The 16,275-nt window shown below is 61.2% G+C and carries 18 protein-coding genes; 12 read left to right on the top strand and 6 right to left on the bottom strand.

Annotated elements, in window-relative coordinates; genetic code table 11:
* Positions 1–56: 56 nt before the first annotated feature.
* Positions 57–965 (top strand): 50S ribosomal protein L3 N(5)-glutamine methyltransferase, encoded by a 909-nt coding sequence (gene prmB, locus B348_RS0109465; protein ID WP_017735880.1) that lies wholly within the window; start codon positions 57–59, stop codon positions 963–965.
* 152 nt (positions 966–1,117) lie between these two features.
* On the opposite strand, the gene B348_RS0109460 is transcribed toward prmB, so the two are convergent.
* On the bottom strand, positions 1,118–1,924 hold the full coding sequence (locus B348_RS0109460; protein ID WP_017735879.1) for a hypothetical protein: 807 nt from the start codon (positions 1,922–1,924) through the stop codon (positions 1,118–1,120).
* A gap of 98 nt (positions 1,925–2,022) precedes the next feature.
* Complete coding sequence (locus B348_RS0109455) at positions 2,023–2,985, bottom strand: alpha/beta hydrolase (protein WP_017735878.1); 963 nt, start codon at positions 2,983–2,985, stop codon at positions 2,023–2,025.
* 142 nt (positions 2,986–3,127) lie between these two features.
* Between B348_RS0109455 and aroC the strand changes: the two genes are divergently transcribed.
* The 4 genes from aroC (at position 3,128) to B348_RS0109435 (ending at position 6,447) form a co-directional block, all read left to right on the top strand.
* Positions 3,128–4,219, top strand: a complete 1,092-nt coding sequence (gene aroC, locus B348_RS0109450) for a chorismate synthase (protein ID WP_017735877.1) — start codon at positions 3,128–3,130, stop codon at positions 4,217–4,219.
* Between the two features lie 70 nt (positions 4,220–4,289).
* Entirely contained in the window at positions 4,290–5,447 is a 1,158-nt protein-coding gene (locus tag B348_RS0109445) for an MFS transporter (RefSeq protein ID WP_017735876.1), read from the top strand.
* A complete protein-coding gene (locus tag B348_RS0109440) occupies positions 5,444–5,971 on the top strand; it encodes a hypothetical protein (protein ID WP_017735875.1) in 528 nt (175 codons plus the stop codon). Before B348_RS0109445 ends, B348_RS0109440 begins: the two co-directional genes overlap by 4 nt.
* 206 nt (positions 5,972–6,177) lie before the next feature.
* The gene (locus B348_RS0109435) at positions 6,178–6,447 is read left to right on the top strand and encodes a response regulator transcription factor (RefSeq protein ID WP_017735874.1); all 270 of its coding nucleotides are present in this window, start codon (positions 6,178–6,180) and stop codon (positions 6,445–6,447) included.
* Positions 6,448–6,509: 62 nt separating this feature from the next.
* Here the strand turns inward: B348_RS0109435 and B348_RS0109430 are convergent, their stop codons facing one another.
* On the bottom strand, positions 6,510–6,788 hold the full coding sequence (locus B348_RS0109430; RefSeq protein WP_010208870.1) for a DUF3509 domain-containing protein: 279 nt from the start codon (positions 6,786–6,788) through the stop codon (positions 6,510–6,512).
* 354 nt (positions 6,789–7,142) lie between these two features.
* On the opposite strand from B348_RS0109430, the gene B348_RS0109425 reads away from it, so the two are divergent.
* The 5 genes from B348_RS0109425 (at position 7,143) to B348_RS0109405 (ending at position 12,973) form a co-directional block, all read left to right on the top strand.
* Positions 7,143–8,969, top strand: coding sequence for a long-chain-acyl-CoA synthetase (locus B348_RS0109425; RefSeq protein ID WP_017735873.1), 1,827 nt, complete (start codon positions 7,143–7,145; stop codon positions 8,967–8,969).
* A 110-nt stretch (positions 8,970–9,079) separates the two neighbouring features.
* Positions 9,080–9,595 (top strand): ankyrin repeat domain-containing protein, encoded by a 516-nt coding sequence (locus tag B348_RS0109420; protein WP_017735872.1) that lies wholly within the window; start codon positions 9,080–9,082, stop codon positions 9,593–9,595.
* Positions 9,596–9,636: 41 nt separating this feature from the next.
* Positions 9,637–10,167, top strand: coding sequence for a hypothetical protein (locus B348_RS0109415; RefSeq protein WP_017735871.1), 531 nt, complete (start codon positions 9,637–9,639; stop codon positions 10,165–10,167).
* 67 nt (positions 10,168–10,234) lie between these two features.
* Complete coding sequence (locus tag B348_RS0109410; protein WP_003172956.1) at positions 10,235–10,426, top strand: PLDc N-terminal domain-containing protein; 192 nt, start codon at positions 10,235–10,237, stop codon at positions 10,424–10,426.
* A 459-nt stretch (positions 10,427–10,885) separates the two neighbouring features.
* Positions 10,886–12,973, top strand: a complete 2,088-nt coding sequence (locus B348_RS0109405; RefSeq protein ID WP_017735870.1) for an LTA synthase family protein — start codon at positions 10,886–10,888, stop codon at positions 12,971–12,973.
* A gap of 54 nt (positions 12,974–13,027) precedes the next feature.
* Here the strand turns inward: B348_RS0109405 and B348_RS1000000130795 are convergent, their stop codons facing one another.
* Positions 13,028–13,180 (bottom strand): DUF3309 family protein, encoded by a 153-nt coding sequence (locus B348_RS1000000130795; RefSeq protein WP_015885095.1) that lies wholly within the window; start codon positions 13,178–13,180, stop codon positions 13,028–13,030.
* A 317-nt stretch (positions 13,181–13,497) separates the two neighbouring features.
* On the opposite strand from B348_RS1000000130795, the gene B348_RS0109395 reads away from it, so the two are divergent.
* Positions 13,498–14,313, top strand: a complete 816-nt coding sequence (locus B348_RS0109395) for an SDR family oxidoreductase (protein ID WP_017735869.1) — start codon at positions 13,498–13,500, stop codon at positions 14,311–14,313.
* A gap of 180 nt (positions 14,314–14,493) precedes the next feature.
* Complete coding sequence (gene csrA, locus B348_RS0109390; RefSeq protein WP_017735868.1) at positions 14,494–14,691, top strand: carbon storage regulator CsrA; 198 nt, start codon at positions 14,494–14,496, stop codon at positions 14,689–14,691.
* A 5-nt stretch (positions 14,692–14,696) separates the two neighbouring features.
* Here the strand turns inward: csrA and B348_RS0109385 are convergent, their stop codons facing one another.
* Both B348_RS0109385 and B348_RS0109380 read right to left on the bottom strand, forming a co-directional pair.
* A complete protein-coding gene (locus B348_RS0109385) occupies positions 14,697–14,924 on the bottom strand; it encodes a YheU family protein (protein WP_003192759.1) in 228 nt (75 codons plus the stop codon).
* Between the two features lie 69 nt (positions 14,925–14,993).
* On the bottom strand, positions 14,994–16,178 hold the full coding sequence (locus tag B348_RS0109380; protein WP_017735867.1) for an osmoprotectant NAGGN system M42 family peptidase: 1,185 nt from the start codon (positions 16,176–16,178) through the stop codon (positions 14,994–14,996).
* Positions 16,179–16,275: the final 97 nt, after the last annotated feature.

Here is a 16,275-nt window from a genome sequence, read left to right as displayed (position 1 = left end):
TCGGTACAGGCGAAGGCTGTTAGAATCGCCGGTCGTTTTTTCAGGAGTCTGCCCCCGTGATCACTTCCCGCCTGCGCACCTTGCGCGACCACATCCGTTGGGCTGTCAGCCGTTTCCATGGGGAAGACCTGTTTTTTGGCCATGGTACCGACAATGCCTGGGATGAAGCCCGCCAATTGGTGCTCGGTGCCTTGCACCTGCCGTGGGAAATTGCTGATAGCTACCTGGACTGCAACCTGGAAGAAGAGGAAATCTCCCACGTTCAGCGCTTGCTGCATCGGCGCATCCACGAGCGTGTGCCTACCGCCTACCTGTTGAAAGAAGCGTGGTTCTGCGGCATGTCGTTTATCGTGGATGAGCGCGTGTTGATCCCGCGCTCACCGATTGGCGAGCTGATCGAAAACCGCTTCGAACCTTGGCTGGCCCAGCCGCCGGCGCGCATTCTTGACCTGTGCACCGGTTCGGGTTGCATCGGTATCGCCTGCGCCTACGAGTTCCCGGACGCCGAAGTGGTGCTGGGCGACCTGTCCTTTGAAGCGTTGGAAGTGGCGAACCAGAACATCGAGCGCCATGGTGTCGATGAGCGTGTCTACACCGTGCAGGGCGATGGCTTCGACGGCCTGCCGGGCCAGCGCTTCGACTTGATCGTGTCCAACCCGCCGTATGTGGATGCCGAAGATTTCGCCGACATGCCGGACGAATACCAGCACGAACCCGAGCTGGGCCTGGCCTGTGGCGATGATGGCTTGAACCTGGTACGGCGCATGCTGGCCGAGGCGGCGGACCATCTGACCGAGAAGGGCTTGCTGATCGTTGAGGTGGGCAACAGCCAGGTGCATGTCGAGGCGTTGTACCCAGAGGTAGACTTTGCCTGGCTGGACTTCCAGCGTGGCGGGCATGGGGTGTTCATGTTGACGGCGGAGCAGTGCCGCCAGCATCAGGCCGCATTTGCCGCCAAGGTTTAACACGCTCGGTGTGGTAGCAGGTTTTTGTGGGAGCTGGCTTGCCTGCGATGGCATCACCTCGATTTAACTGACAGACCGAGGCGCCTGCATCGCAGGCAAGCCAGCTCCCACACAAGCCAGCTCCCACAGGTTGATTGCATTTCACCCCGCTGTCAGCGGTGTGTGGCAATCCAGATCAACAACCCCGCCTGAAACACCGTAAACGCCACCAGGCAGGTAATGGTAAAGCGCAGCCCGCTGTCCTCACGCTTGAACTTGGTGACCTTTTCCTCTTCCTTGCGCAGCTTCACTTCCTGTTCCGCCAGGTTCTGCTCGGCCTGTTGCAGCATCTGCGCGGCTTCCAGGATCTCGACAAACTGCACCTTCTCGGTGTTCCAGTTTTCCAGCACATCCCCGACCTTGCCCGGCTGCACGTTACCCTTGAGGTGCTGCACATCGGCGTAGGCCACATCAAAGCCGTGGACCCGCAAGAAGTGATCGCGGCGCAGGCGCGTGGCTTCGTTCAGTGCGTCCTTGTTGGACAGGTCGACGCCGTCGATGCGGTAGCTGGCCCACTTTTTCTTCGCCCACGCCGCCCCTTGGGCCACGAGGAAGCGCCCGATACCGCGGTTGGCCGGTTCGATTTCCAGGCTGTTGCCCGGGCCGAAATGCACGCGGTGTTTATCGTGATCGACCCACACGTCCAAGTGATTCTGTTCGCGCCGCACCCGCTGCCCTGGCAACTGGATGACCATGCGCAGCAGGCTGTGGTGGCTGTCATTGCGCTCGGCATAGCCGAATTGCACGAACCGCAGCGGTCGCACACCGGTGGCGCGGTCGGTGGCCAGGGGCGCCAGGCGCAGCATCTTGAAATGCTCGGGCTGGACATCCGCCCACGGCAGGGGCGCCGCGTCGACGGCCTCGGTTTTATCAGCCGGGGTGTCGGCGGTGGGTTCCGGTGTTGCTTCTGTGGTTGTCATGCGGCGCGATCCTGTCCAAGCCCAGCTAGCCGACAGCTTTTTTGCTGCGACACTGGGCTTATCGGCCGTTTTCTGTAGGACTAGAGACAAATTGTCGCTTAACGGGGTTGAAGTCCGTCGATAAAGCGCACCACACGGCTGCCCAACTCGGCCGCGAGGGGCAATTGCGGGTCGTTGTAGGAGGCCAATTGTTGCTGCACATCCTTGGGCACGATGCGCATCACGTGATTCATGCCCTCAATCAGCGCTAGTTGTGCATCGGGCTTGGCCTTTTTCAACTGCTGGGCATCGCCGATGCCGACCTGGATATCGTTGGTGCCCTGGATGATCAGCGCCGGCATGTTCAATTTGGCGAAGGCCGCCGACGGATCAGCGCGAAACAGGCTGATCAGATAGGGCTGCACGCTCGGTCGGAAAATACCCAGCAGCGGGCCAGGCACGTCCGCATCCACCTGTCCGGCCTTCAAGCTATCCAGGATCTGATTGCTGCGCAGCAACAGGGCAGGGGGCAGGTGATCCGCCAGTTGCTGGCGGATCACTTGATCCACCGGACGTGCGCTGCCGGACAGGGAAATCACGCCCGCCGGTTGCAGTTGCGGCGCGGCGAGGGCCGCCACCAGCGCGCCTTCGCTGTGGCCGAGCACCACCAGCGGGCCCAGGCGCTTGTCGGCCTTGAGCCGTTTGCCCCAGGCCACGGCGTCGGACACGTAGGCGTCGAGTGTCAGGTTACGTTCGTCCGGCGTGGCCGCCAGGCTGGCGGCGACGCCGCGCTTGTCGTAGCGCACGCTGGCGATGTTGTGCCGGGCCAGTACCCAGGCCAGGCGCTTGAGGCTGTCGTTGCGGGCGCCGTCGGCGCTGTTGCCGTTGCGGTCGGTGGGGCCGGAACCGGCGATGATCAGCACCACCGGCACCGGCTTGTCGGATTGGGGCAGCAGCAGTGAGCCAAACAGCTCGCCGCTGCCGGTGTCCAGGCTGATGGGTCGTTGCAGCACCACGGGGGAGGCGGCGTGGGCCACGGCGGTAAACAGGGTGAGGGCCAGCAGTAGAACTCGAAGCATCATCGCGCCATCATCAGGGAGGTGCCGGTTCGACCAATGTCTACCCGGAAGGTTTCGAGGATGAACTAGTCGGTTGGCCCGCGTATACTGGCGCGCTTGGTTATCACCCCTGAGTGATTACAACTGATTTCACGGAGCGCCCTGCATGTCCGGCAATACCTTCGGCAAGCTGTTCACTGTCACCACCGCGGGCGAAAGCCATGGCCCGGCGTTGGTCGCCATTGTCGACGGCTGCCCGCCCGGCCTCGAGCTGTCCCTGGAAGACCTGCAGCGTGACCTCGACCGCCGCAAGCCCGGCACCAGCCGCCACACTACCCAGCGCCAGGAGCCCGACGAAGTCGAGATCCTCTCCGGCGTGTTCGAAGGCCGCACCACCGGGTGCGCCATCGGCCTGTTGATCCGCAACACCGACCAGAAGTCCAAGGACTACTCGGCGATCAAGGACCTGTTCCGCCCGGCCCACGCCGACTACACCTACCACCACAAATACGGTGAACGCGACTACCGGGGCGGCGGCCGTAGCTCGGCCCGTGAAACCGCGATGCGCGTGGCCGCGGGTGCCATTGCGAAGAAATACCTGGCCACCCAGGGCATCGTGATCCGTGGCTACATGAGCCAGCTGGGGCCGATCGAGATCCCGTTCAAGACCTGGGACAGCGTGGAAGACAACGCCTTCTTCAGCCCCGACCCGGACAAAGTGCCGGAGCTGGAAGCCTACATGGACCAGTTGCGCCGCGACCAGGATTCCGTCGGTGCGAAGATCACCGTGGTGGCCGAGGGCGTGAAGCCGGGCCTGGGCGAGCCGATCTTCGACCGCCTGGACGCCGAGCTGGCCCATGCGCTGATGAGCATCAACGCAGTGAAGGGCGTGGAAATCGGCGCCGGTTTTGCGTGCGTATCCCAGCGCGGCACCGAGCATCGCGATGAGCTGACGCCAGAAGGTTTCCTCAGCAACAATGCGGGCGGCATCCTTGGTGGCATTTCCTCCGGCCAGCCGATCGTGGCGCACCTGGCGCTCAAGGCCACGTCGAGCATCACCACGCCGGGCCGCTCGATCGATGTGCATGGCAACCCGGTGGACGTGATCACCAAAGGCCGCCATGACCCGTGCGTCGGCATCCGTGCCACGCCGATTGCCGAGGCGATGATGGCCATCGTGCTGATGGACCACCTGCTGCGCAACCGTGGGCAAAACGCCGACGTTCGTGTAACCACCCCGGTGCTGGGCCAGCTGTGACCTGTAGCCAGGGAGCTTGCTGTGGCGAGGGAGCTTGCTCCCGCTGGGCTGCGCAGCAGCCCCAACCCACATGACGCTTCCCTACTGGCGCCTCTCCAGCTTCTACCTCTTCTACTTCGCCCTGCTCGGGGCGACGGCGCCGTTCCTGGCCCTGTACTTCGATCACCTGGGCTTTTCCAGTGCGCGCATTGGCGAACTGGTGGCCATCCCCATGCTGATGCGCTGCGTGGCGCCCAACCTGTGGGGCTGGCTGGGGGATTACACCGGGCGGCGCCTGGCCATCGTGCGCTTTGGCGCGGTGTGTACCTTGGCGAGCTTCTCGCTGATCTTCGTCAGCCAGACCTACGCCTGGCTGGCCCTGGTGATGGCCCTGCACGCGTTCTTCTGGCACGCGGTGCTGCCGCAGTTTGAAGTGATCACCCTGGCGCACCTGCAAAAACAGACCTCGCGCTACAGCCAGATCCGCCTGTGGGGCTCCATTGGCTTTATCCTCACCGTGGTGATCATGGGGCGCCTGTTCGACTGGCTGAGCCTGGATATCTACCCGGTGGTGGTCGTGGTGATCATGGCCGGCATCATCGGCGCCAGCCTGTGGGTACCGAATGCGCAGCCGGCCAGCCACGGCAACCGCCTGGCGGGCGACGGCTTTCTCAAGCAACTGCGCAGCCCCGGCGTACTGGCGTTTTATGCCTGCGTGGCGCTGATGCAAATGAGCCACGGCCCGTATTACACCTTTCTTACCTTGCACCTTGAGCACCTGGGCTACAGTCGTGGCCTGATCGGCCTGTTGTGGGCGCTGGGGGTGGTGGCGGAAGTGCTGATGTTTTTGGGCATGAGCCGCATCCTCACGCGCTTTTCGATACGCCGGGTGCTGCTGGCCAGCTTCCTTTTGGCGGCGGTGCGTTGGTTGTTGCTGGGTTCGTTTGCCGAATTTTTCTGGGTGCTGCTGTTGGCGCAGGTGCTGCACGCCGCCACCTTTGGCAGTTTCCATGCGGCGGCGATTGCCTTTGTGCAACGCAGTTTCGGCGACAGACAACAGGGCCAGGGCCAGGCGTTGTACGCCGCGCTGGCCGGCACCGGCGGGGCGCTGGGTGCGCTGTATGCCGGTTACAGCTGGAACCTGTTGGGGCCGACCCTGACTTTCAGTATCGCCAGCCTCGCGGCGCTGGCCGCCGCCATTATCATTGGCCTTCGATTGCAAGAGCCCAACAGAGGAACCGTGCAATGAGTTATGTCGCTGTCTACCACGTGGCCACACCGGACACCCCGAACAAGGTCCTGACCCATCTCGACGACATCGTCGCGACCCTGGCGGAGCATGGCGTGCGTTTCCAGCGCTGGCAGCCGTGCCCGATCGAGAAAGGCGCCAGCGATGCTGTCATGATCGCCGCGTACCAGCAGCAGATTGCTACCTTGGGTTACGGCAATGTCGAGGTGTTCAGCGTCACGAGCGCTGATCCGCAAAAAGACCAGGTGCGCGCGCAATTGCTCAGCGAGCGCCACTACCGCGAGGACCATGCGCGTTTCTTCATCGCCGGGCAGGGACTGATTGCCTTGCATGTGGGGGACTATGTGTACGCCGTACGTTGTGAGAAAAACGACGTGTTGCTGATTCCGGCGGGCTTGCCCCATTGGACCGATATCGGTGAGAACCCGCACTTCGTGACACTGCACTTGTTTAATACGGTTGCAGGCGAGGCCGTTCTTACAGGTGACGAAATTGTCCGTCGTTTCCCAGGCTTGGACGATTAAGCACAAGTTCTTGAATGTTCAACCCCGGCGAGTTGGAAGTTGTCGTGGGAAGAACCTTATTCGGTTGTAGGGCTCAGCTGTTTATTGCGGGCCATACGCCTTAATACCATTCGTTATGCAACTCTTCCTGGCACCCACGTTTATATCACCTGTCAATCGGAGAAGTCCGAAGGTGGTGAAGCATCCGCCGATAAAGGAGAGATGTAATGAGAGGCGCAGAGGAGCTGTACCCGCCGCTGTATACCCTGCCCAACGCTATCAGAAGACGCCTGAGCTTGGCGGGCAAGTCCCTGACGCCGACGGAGCTGGAGATCCTGCGGTGGGCGTCGAACGGCAAGACCGTCTGGGAGATCAGCCAGATTCGCGAGACGTCCGAGGCCACGGTGAAATTCCACCTGCGCAACATCTACGGCAAGTTGGAAGTGACCAACCGCGTACAGGCGATGAACGAAGCGGCGCGTCAGGGACTCTGGTGACAGGCGCATGAAAAAGGGCCGCAACGCTGAATGGCGTTGCGGCCCTTTTTTGTGCCGGGTGTTTAAGCCGAATGGTAGGTCGGCAAGGCAAAGCGATTCTGGCTTTGCAGCATCGAAATCTGTGGCAGGTCGCTGGCTTGTTCGGCCAGGTCGCGGCGAATGGCGCTGATCACCCACGTCAGTTGGTCGGCGGTGTGCAGTTGTTGGTAGGAGATGGAGCGCTTGACCTGCTTGCCTTCGCTGTTGCGCAAGGTCAGCAGGATGCCGCCGTCCGGGCGAGGCTGGGTGGTGACATCGTAGTTGGAGAATACTGAAGCGAATTTATCTTGGATCAGGCTCATGTCTATCAGCTCCGTTGGCTCAAGTTGGCAAGCATGGAGTGATAGGTGCAGTGATTGTGCCATCTAGCCTTTCTATGAAAAATCCTTATAAATCAGTAGCTTATAAAATTCACGATTTTTTGTTTTCGTGCAAATTGCATGAATGGCCATCATGCATCCTGCATTTTGCGCTATTCAACCGGGTGGTTGGGCGCGCCGATATCTATGAGGACTGCCCTTGAACGGCGAAATTCCCTTTTTCTGCGGCTGTTCATCGGGATACAAAACTTTTCAAATCCCGCGTGTACAGGTGAACAAGGGCTGACGTAATTTCCTGCAAGGCATAACGAAGAATAAGAAAAAGGACGTTCCTCCATGAGCTATCCGCAAAACGACATGATCACCTGGCGCATGCTGTTGCGTAAGGTGCCCGCCATTGTTCGCGCCCTGCCACGGGTGGTGCGCGGCATGCGTGCTGCCAACGTCACCGACCCGGCCCAGCCTTGCGGGTTGGGCTGGCACTTCGAGCAGGCCACCCTGCGCAATCCCGATGGCACCGCGCTTTTATACGCTGACCGCGTGCTCAGCTACCGCGAGGCCAATGGACGCGCGAACCGTATCGCCCATTTCCTGCAGGCCCAGGGCGTGCGCAAGGGTGACGTGGTGGCGATGTTTATCGAGAACCGCCCCGAGTTGCTGCTGAATGTACTGGCCGTGGCCAAGCTCGGTGGCATCTGCGCCATGGTCAACACCTCGCAGACCCACGGCACGCTGGTGCATAGCCTGAACCTGGTGAACCCGGTGGCGATTGTGGTGGGCTCGGAGCTGGTGGCGTCCTTTGAGGCGGTACGTGATCAGGTGGCGATTCCGGCCGAACGCACGTGGTTTGTCGCCGATCAGCAGGCCAGCGAGGTGCCGGCGGGTTACACCGACCTGATGGCCGCCAGCGCCGAGTGCCCGGCGGAAAACCCGGCCAGCACCGCGCAGATCTTCTTCAATGACCCGTGCTTCTATATCTACACCTCCGGCACCACGGGCCTGCCCAAGGCCGGCATCATGAAACACGGCCGCTGGACCAAGACCGCCGTCAGCTTCGGCAGCATCGCCCTGGACATGGGCCCGGACGACGTCCTCTATTGCACCTTGCCGCTGTATCACGCCACCGGCCTGTGTGTGTGCTGGGGCTCGGCGATTGTCGGCGCGTCGGGGTTTGCCATCCGGCGCAAGTTCAGCGCCAGCCAGTTCTGGGACGATGCGCGCAAGTTCAACGCGACCACCCTGGGGTATGTCGGCGAGTTGTGCCGTTACCTGCTCGACCAGCCGCCCAGCGCCAGCGACCGTGACAACCGCGTGACCAAGATGGTCGGCAATGGCCTGCGCCCCGGGGTCTGGGCGCAGTTCAAGCAGCGCTATGGCGTTGACCATATCTGCGAGTTGTATGCCGCCAGCGACGGCAATATCGGCTTCACTAACGTGCTGAATTTCGACAACACCATCGGCTTTTGCCTGCAACACTGGGCGCTGGTGGACTACGCCCACGACAACGGCGAGCCGATCCGTGGCAGCGATGGCTTCATGCGCAAGGTGCAGACGGGCGGGCAGGGCCTGTTGCTGGCGCGAATCGATGAAAAATCCCCGTTCGACGGCTACACCGACCCGGAAAAGAACCGCAAGGTGATCCTCACCGACGTGTTCGAAAAGGGTGACCGTTACTTCAATACCGGCGACTTGTTGCGCAGCATCGGCTTTGGTCATGCGCAATTCGTCGATCGCCTGGGGGACACCTATCGCTGGAAGGGTGAGAACGTCTCCACCACCGAGGTCGAGAACATCCTGTTGCAACACCCGCAGATCGCCGAAGTGGTGGCCTACGGTGTGGAAATCGAAAACACCAACGGCCGTGCGGGCATGGTCGCGATCACCCCGAGCGAGTCCCTGGCGTCGCTGGACATGCGTGAACTGTTGCAGTTCGCCCATGGCCAGTTGCCGCCCTATGCGGTGCCGTTGTTCCTGCGGATCAAGGTGAAGATGGAGACCACGGGCACCTTCAAGTACCAGAAGGTCAAGCTCAAGGAGGAGGCGTTCGACCCGGAGAAGGCGGGTAACGACCCGGTCTACGCCTGGTTGCCGGGCTCGGACTGCTACGTGCCGGTAACGGGGCAGTTATTGGCGCAGATCCAGGGCGGCCAGTTCCGTTATTAATGTCGCGCCATTGATTCTGCCTATGGCCGCTTTTGGCAAAAAAGCCATGACAGTGGGGAACTCCATCGCGACACTAGGCGCCTATATAGCCATCGCCAGGGAGCCCCCACATGTCAGACCAACCCAAACAAATGACCGAAGACGAAGCCGCCGAATTTGCCGAGCAGGTCTTTGACGTTGCGCGCCGGGGCGACGCCGCTATGCTCGCCGCACTGCTGGCCAAAGGCTTGCCTGCGAATTTTCGCAACCATAACGGCGACACCCTGCTGATGCTCGCCGCCTACCACGGCCATGCCGAAGCGGTAAAAGTACTGCTGGAATTCAAGGCCGACCCACTGATCGCCAATGACAAGAACCAGCTGCCGATTGCCGGCGCTGCGTTCAAAGGCAACCTGGACGTGGTCAAGGCCCTGATCGAAGGCGGCGCGCCGGTGGATGCAGCCTCTTCCGATGGCCGCACCGCATTGATGATGGCGGCGATGTTCAACCGCGTGGAGCTGCTTGACTACCTGCTCGGCCAGGGGGCCAACCCCAAGGCCGCTGATGCCCAGGGTGCAACTGCACTGGCGGCGGCACAGACCATGGGCGCAGTGGATACGGCGGCGAAGTTGCAGAAACTGGTGTAGGCTTTGCGCCCTCAAAATCCAGCCCACCACAGGATCGCCCCATGAAAACCGCCCTCGTCGAACTCATCAGCAAAATCAGCGCCAGTGTCATGAGCGAGGACGAGGTGGCCCGCATCGCCGACGAAGCGGTCCAGGCCTACGCAGACCCGGAGGCGTTTCTGGCGGCCAACCCGGATATCAACTACGACGACAGCTTCCCGATCCCGCTGGGTGAATGGATAGTCGTGGGCAGCCTGCCGGACACCGCACTGTTCCAGGCCGACACCTACGGCGAGCTGTTTGCGCAGATCGTCGCCTCGTTCGGCCCCGGCGTGGTGTTCAACCTCAAGCCCAAGCAACTGGCCAAGACCGAAAACCTCACGGCGTTGAGCCGCATCCAGATCCAGATGAGCGCCCTCAGCCCAGAAGACGGTGGCTACACGCTGCTCAACTTCAGCCAGTTGCTCGATGACGAGATTCAAACAGTGCTGGTCTACGGCAAGGACCTGCCACGCGTACTGGAGTTGTGTGCCGAAGTCGGTATCAAGGCCGAACCTTCGCTGGAAGCGCTGCGAATCGCCCTACACGTGTGAAATAAAACGGAACCCCCGTCAGGGCTGACTATCCTACAAGTGCATGCCCTCACTTAGGAGCGACACCATGGGTTCCACTTTTAATGGCTTGATCGGGCTGATCATCCTCGCGTTGGACATCTGGGCGATCATCAACGTGTTCAAAAGCGGCGCAAGCACGGGCGCCAAAGTGCTGTGGATTTTGCTGATCCTGTTGTTGCCGGTGCTGGGCTTGATCATCTGGGCGATTGCCGGGCCACGGGGCAACGTGCGGATCTGAACCGCTCGCCAAATCTGATCTAAGCACAATCAGTGTGGGAGCGGGATTGTGTGGGAGCTGGCTTGCCTGCGATAGCATCACCTCGGTGTAACTGAAAGACCGAGGTGCCCGCATCGCAGGCAAGCCAGCTCCCACATAAGCCCTGCTCCCACACATGCCGGTTCCCACACTCGTTTCTATCCGCCCCTAAAATTTGTGTGTCGAAATATTCGCTACACGGAATTTTCACACATCATCTCGGACAATTCCCTCGCTTCACTTTCGCGTAAGAAGGCTCTGTCTCGGGCCGAGAAAACCACCACAAAGAAGGTTTTTTCCTCAGTAATCAATAGCGCTGATGGCATTCCTCGGGCACCATTTGCGCCAACGCGCTGACCCCCTGTTCCTACACGCTTGGGCGTGGGCAGGATGCCGCTGCAATATTTCGCAACTTAAACTTCCAATGGGTCCTAAAACGACATGGCAAACCCGGACGCCCTGAATCAGCAGCGAGCTTCAAATCGCCTGCTGCAACCGACCGTCAAATCCCATCTGGCGTACACGCTGCTTTGCGCACTGGTCATGATGGTGATGTTCTCCCTGCTGCGCCTGGCGCTGCTGGTCTACAACCGTGAAATGATCCTCGACACGCCGGCCTCGACCTTCCTGGAAGCGTTCGGCAACGGCTTGCGCCTGGACATTCGCCTGGTGGTCTACCTGCTGATCCCGCTGCTGCTGGCACTGTTCAGCGTACGGGCCATGGCGGCGCGCGGGTTCTTCCGTGTCTGGCTGACCGTTGCGTCCAGCATCGCGCTGTTCCTCGGCCTGATGGAAATGGACTTCTACCGCGAGTTCCACCAGCGCCTCAACGGCCTGGTCTTCCAGTATGTGAAGGAAGACCCGAAAACCGTGATGAGCATGCTCTGGTACGGTTTCCCGGTGGTGCGCTACCTGCTGGCCTGGGCCGTGGGCACGCTGATCCTGAGCATGGCGTTCAAAGGCGCCGACCGTGCGACGCGCCCGCGTGGCCCGTTCAGCGGGGGTACCATCAGCACCCGCCAGGTGGCGCCGTGGTATTCGCGCATCGCGGTGTTTGTGGTCTGCCTGTTGATCGCCGTGGTCGCCGCCCGTGGCACCCTGCGCCAGGGCCCGCCGCTGCGTTGGGGGGACGTGTACACCACCGACTCCAACTTCGCCAACCAACTGGGCCTTAATGGCACGTTGTCGTTGATCGCGGCGGCCAAGTCGCGCTTCTCCGAAGACCGTTCGAACATCTGGAAAGCCACCCTGGACCAGTCGCTGGCCACCCAGACCGTGCGCGACATGCTGGTGCTGCCGCAGGAAAAGCTGGTGGACACCGACACTGCCGCCGTGCGCCGTGACTATCTGCCACCGGCCGAGAAGACGCTGCCGATCAAGAACGTGGTCGTGATCCTGATGGAAAGCTTCGCCGGTCACTCGGTGGGCGCGCTGGATCGCCCGGGCAATATCACGCCGTACTTCGACAAACTGTCCAAGGAAGGCCTGCTGTTCGACCGCTTCTTCTCCAACGGCACCCACACCCACCAGGGTATGTTTGCCACTATGGCGTGCTTCCCGAACCTGCCGGGCTTCGAATACCTGATGCAGACCCCGGAAGGCAGCCACAAGCTGTCGGGCCTGCCGCAGCTGCTCAGCGCGCGCAAGTTTGACGACGTGTATGTCTACAACGGCGACTTCGCCTGGGACAACCAGTCGGGCTTCTTCAGCAACCAGGGCATGACCAACTTCATCGGGCGCAACGACTTCGTCAACCCGGTGTTCTCCGACCCGACGTGGGGCGTGTCCGACCAGGACATGTTCAACCGTGGCCTGGAAGAGTTGAAAGCGCGCGAAGGCGGCAAGCCGTTCTACGCGCTGCTGCAAACCCTGTCCAACCACACGCCGTACGCGTTGCCGACGCCATTGCCGGTGGAGAAAGTCACCGACCGTGGCAGCCTCAACGAGCATTTGACGGCCATGCGCTACTCCGACTGGGCCCTGGGCCAGTTCTTTGAAAAGGCCCGCAAGGAGCCGTACTTCAAGGAAACCCTGTTCGTTATCGTGGGCGACCACGGCTTTGGCAACGAACAGCAGATCACCGAGATGGACCTGGGCCGCTTCAACGTACCGATGCTGATGATCGCACCGGGCGTGCAGGAGAAGTTCGGCGAGCGTGACCATACCGTGGGCACCCAGATCGACATCGTGCCGACCATCATGGGCCGCCTCGGTGGCGATACCCTGCACCAGTGCTGGGGTCGTGACTTGCTGAACCTGCCGGAAGGCGACAAGGGCTTTGGCGTGATCAAGCCTTCGGGCAGCGATCAGACCGTGGCCTTGGTCACCGCAGACCGCGTGTTGGTATTGCCTAAGGAAATGCCACCGAAGTTGTGGGAATTCGAACTGGGTGCCAACCCAAGCGGTAAAGTCATTCCTGAATCGCCGGACGAGGCCGCACTGAAGCAGAAGCTTGAGTCGTTCCTGCAGACCGCGACCAAGAGCCTGCTGGATAACACCGCTGGCGTTGTAGATGGTAAGCCGGACTAACTAACCGAGCATAAAAAAGAGGCCCTCTAGAGGGCCTCTTTTTTTGCCTGCCGTTTATATCCGGCCGAGCAGCAACAACACCAACAGTACGACCAACACCACACCGAGGATACCCGACGGGCCATAACCCCAATTACGGGAGTGCGGGAAGACCGGCAGGCCACCGACCAGCAGGAGGATCAGGATAATGATCAGAATGAGGCTCATGGTTTTCTTCCTTATAGGCCTTCTGCAAAGACCGGTTATTTATCGGTAGGCCTGCCACTTTAATGACAGGCGCCTTAATAACTCCGACTGTGCCAGCTCACAGAAAATTCCAAGTTTTTTTAAAGCTTTTCGCAAACTTGCTTATTTCTTTTAATGCGTGCGCTTAGTTGAAAAAAATGGAACTTGTGCATTGTCCGGCGCTCCGACCCGGTCGCGGGTTTGCCTGGGGCATTCAGCAACTTTATGGGGCGTGGGTGTGGGAAAAACCTTCGCTACACTGCCGATCACTTCTTCCGTGAACCACAAGGCAACTTCCTATGCAAAATCGCATGATGATCACTGGCGCCGGGTCCGGCCTGGGTCGCGAAATCGCTCTGCGCTGGGCCCGCGAGGGTTGGCAGTTGGCCTTGTCGGACGTCAGTGAGCCGGGCCTGCAAGAAACCCTCAAGCTCGTGCGCGAGGCGGGTGGCGATGGCTTCGTCCAGCGTTGCGACGTGCGCGACTACAGCCAGCTCACCGCGTTTGCCCAGGCCTGCGAAGTGAAGCTCGGTGGCATTGACGTGATCGTCAACAATGCCGGCGTGGCCTCGGGCGGTTTCTTCGCCGAACTGTCCCTGGAGGATTGGGACTGGCAGATCGCGATCAACCTGATGGGCGTGGTCAAGGGCTGCAAGGCGTTCCTGCCGCTGCTGGAAAAGAGCAAGGGCCGCATCATCAACATCGCCTCGATGGCCGCGCTGATGCAAGGGCCGGCCATGAGCAACTACAACGTGGCCAAGGCCGGTGTGGTGGCCTTGTCGGAAAGCCTGTTGGTGGAGCTCAAGCAACAGGAGGTCGGTGTGCACGTGGTGTGCCCATCGTTTTTCCAGACCAACCTGTTGGATTCGTTCCGTGGGCCGACGCCCGCGATGAAAGCGCAGGTCGGCAAATTGCTGGAAAGCTCGCCGATTTCGGCGGCGCAGATTGCCGACTACATCTACCAGCGTGTGGCGGAAGGCGAATTCATGATCTTGCCCCACGAACAGGGGCGGATGGCATGGGCACTGAAGCAGAAGAATCCGCAGTTGCTGTATGACGAAATGACCACCATGGCCGACAAGATGCGGGCCAAGGCGCAGGCGAGCAAGGCCTGAGCGCAGTCTCAGGTTGCAAACCGGTACAAATGTGGGAGCCAGCTCCCACAGTTTGGAATGCGGTCTGTCAGGGAAATTACCGGTGGGTGTAGGTCTGGCCTGATTTTGCCGCCAGCCATTGCTGTACTCCCGCGCAATCGCGCATGGTCAAGGTCCTGTCACTCTCAAAGGACAACCGCCATGCTGGTACTCAGCCGTGCTGTAGGCGAAACCATTTCCATCGGCGATGACATCGCCTTGCACATTATCGAGTTGAACGGTTCACAGGTGAAATTTGGTGTCGAGGCGCCGGTGGGGGTCAATGTGCACCGCGCCGAGGTGTATCAGAAAATCCTCGAACGCCAAGCCGCAGAAACCCCCGCCGCCACCAGCCCGTAAATCTCTCAGTCGAACAGATGCTTGGGCACGTCGTGCTTGAGCATCAACTGGCATTGCTCGCTTTCGGGGTCGAACACAATCAGTGCCTGGCCTTTGGTCAGCGCCTGGCGTACGCGCAGCACGCGGGTTTCCAGGGGCGTGTCGTCGCCATTGTCGGTGCCGTCGCGGGTGACGAAATCTTCAATCAGACGGGTCAGGGTGTCGACTTCAAGTGCGTCGTAGGGAATCAGCATACAAGCCTCGGCTGGGGAATCCCGGCGATGCTACTGCGCCGGGGCCCTTGTTACCAGCAGTTGCCAGCCTCAGGTTTTCTGACCGACCAGGCTGTCCACGGACGGCACCCGCGTGTCGCTCTCCATCTGCGTCTCGTGTTCCAGCTGATGACTGAAGCGGTCCAGTGAACCCTGGGCCGGTTGTGCATCGCTGGCGAACACCGGCGGGCTGAGGATGTACGCGCCCAGCAGGCGACTCAAGGCCGCCAGGCTGTCGATGTGGGTGCGCTCGTAGCCGTGGGTCGCATCACAACCAAACGCCAGCAGCGCGGTGCGGATATCGTGGCCGGCGGTCACGGCCGAGTGGGCGTCACTGAAGTAGTAACGGAACAGGTCGCGGCGCACCGGCAGGTCGTTGTCCGCCGCCAGGCGCAGCAGGTGCCGGGACAGGTGATAGTCGTACGGCCCGCCGGAATCCTGCATGGCCACGCTCACCGCATGCTCGCTGGAATGCTGGCCGGGGGCGACCGGGGCGATATCGATGCCGACAAATTCGCTGACGTCCCAGGGCAGGGCGGCCGCGGCGCCGCTGCCGGTTTCTTCGGTGATGGTGAACAGCGGGTGGCAATCGATCAGCAACGGCGTGCCGCTGTCGACGATGGCCTTGAGCGCCGCGAGCAGGGCGGCCACGCCGGCCTTGTCGTCGAGGTGGCGGGCGCTGATATGCCCGCTTTCGGTGAACTCGGGCAAGGGGTCGAAGGCCACATAGTCGCCGACGCTGATCCCCAGGGAATCGCAATCGGCGCGGGTCGCGCAGTAGGCGTCCAGGCGCAGCTCCACATGGTCCCAACTCACCGGCATCTCATCCACGGCGGTGTTGAACGCATGCCCGGAGGCCATCAGCGGCAGCACGCTGCCACGGATCACGCCATTGTCGGTGAACAGGCTGACACGGCTGCCTTCGGCGAAGCGGCTGGACCAGCAGCCCACCGGCGCCAGGGTCAGGCGGCCGTTGTCCTTGATCGCCCGCACGGCGGCGCCGATGGTGTCGAGGTGGGCGGACACGGCGCGGTCGGGGCTGTTTTTCTGGCCCTTGAGGGTGGCGCGAATGGTGCCGCGCCGGGTCATTTCGAAGGGTATGCCGAGTTCTTCCAGGCGCTCGGCGACGTAACGCACGATGGTGTCGGTGAACCCGGTGGGGCTGGGAATGGCGAGCATTTCCAGGAGGACTTTTTGCAGGTAGTTCAGGTCCGGTTCGGGGATGGTTTGGCTCATAAAGACTCCTGTTGGCATTGAGGGTGTGGTGTCTTCAAGGGCCTCATCGCGGGCAAGCCCGCTCCCACATTGGAATGCGATCAACCTGTGGGAGCGG

It is taken from the genome of Pseudomonas sp. CBZ-4, from assembly GCF_000346755.1.
In the GTDB taxonomy this organism is placed as follows: domain Bacteria; phylum Pseudomonadota; class Gammaproteobacteria; order Pseudomonadales; family Pseudomonadaceae; genus Aquipseudomonas.
The sequence above is the reverse complement of the archived record's forward strand: the minus strand, read 5'-3'. Positions and strand labels throughout refer to the sequence as shown.

Excerpts from the sequence above, each read along its gene's own strand:
- B348_RS0109460 (WP_017735879.1), bottom strand. The coding sequence starts at position 1,924 with ATGACAACCACAGAAGCAACACCGGAACCCACCGCCGACACCCCGGCT.
- B348_RS0109455 (WP_017735878.1), bottom strand. The coding sequence starts at position 2,985 with ATGATGCTTCGAGTTCTACTGCTGGCCCTCACCCTGTTTACCGCCGTG.
- aroC (WP_017735877.1), top strand. The coding sequence starts at position 3,128 with ATGTCCGGCAATACCTTCGGCAAGCTGTTCACTGTCACCACCGCGGGC.
- B348_RS0109445 (WP_017735876.1), top strand. The coding sequence starts at position 4,290 with ATGACGCTTCCCTACTGGCGCCTCTCCAGCTTCTACCTCTTCTACTTC.
- B348_RS0109440 (WP_017735875.1), top strand. The coding sequence starts at position 5,444 with ATGAGTTATGTCGCTGTCTACCACGTGGCCACACCGGACACCCCGAAC.
- B348_RS0109435 (WP_017735874.1), top strand. The coding sequence starts at position 6,178 with ATGAGAGGCGCAGAGGAGCTGTACCCGCCGCTGTATACCCTGCCCAAC.
- B348_RS0109430 (WP_010208870.1), bottom strand. The coding sequence starts at position 6,788 with ATGAGCCTGATCCAAGATAAATTCGCTTCAGTATTCTCCAACTACGAT.
- B348_RS0109425 (WP_017735873.1), top strand. The coding sequence starts at position 7,143 with ATGAGCTATCCGCAAAACGACATGATCACCTGGCGCATGCTGTTGCGT.
- B348_RS0109420 (WP_017735872.1), top strand. The coding sequence starts at position 9,080 with ATGTCAGACCAACCCAAACAAATGACCGAAGACGAAGCCGCCGAATTT.
- B348_RS0109415 (WP_017735871.1), top strand. The coding sequence starts at position 9,637 with ATGAAAACCGCCCTCGTCGAACTCATCAGCAAAATCAGCGCCAGTGTC.
- B348_RS0109410 (WP_003172956.1), top strand. The coding sequence starts at position 10,235 with ATGGGTTCCACTTTTAATGGCTTGATCGGGCTGATCATCCTCGCGTTG.
- B348_RS0109405 (WP_017735870.1), top strand. The coding sequence starts at position 10,886 with ATGGCAAACCCGGACGCCCTGAATCAGCAGCGAGCTTCAAATCGCCTG.
- B348_RS1000000130795 (WP_015885095.1), bottom strand. The coding sequence starts at position 13,180 with ATGAGCCTCATTCTGATCATTATCCTGATCCTCCTGCTGGTCGGTGGC.
- B348_RS0109395 (WP_017735869.1), top strand. The coding sequence starts at position 13,498 with ATGCAAAATCGCATGATGATCACTGGCGCCGGGTCCGGCCTGGGTCGC.
- csrA (WP_017735868.1), top strand. The coding sequence starts at position 14,494 with ATGCTGGTACTCAGCCGTGCTGTAGGCGAAACCATTTCCATCGGCGAT.
- B348_RS0109385 (WP_003192759.1), bottom strand. The coding sequence starts at position 14,924 with ATGCTGATTCCCTACGACGCACTTGAAGTCGACACCCTGACCCGTCTG.
- B348_RS0109380 (WP_017735867.1), bottom strand. The coding sequence starts at position 16,178 with ATGAGCCAAACCATCCCCGAACCGGACCTGAACTACCTGCAAAAAGTC.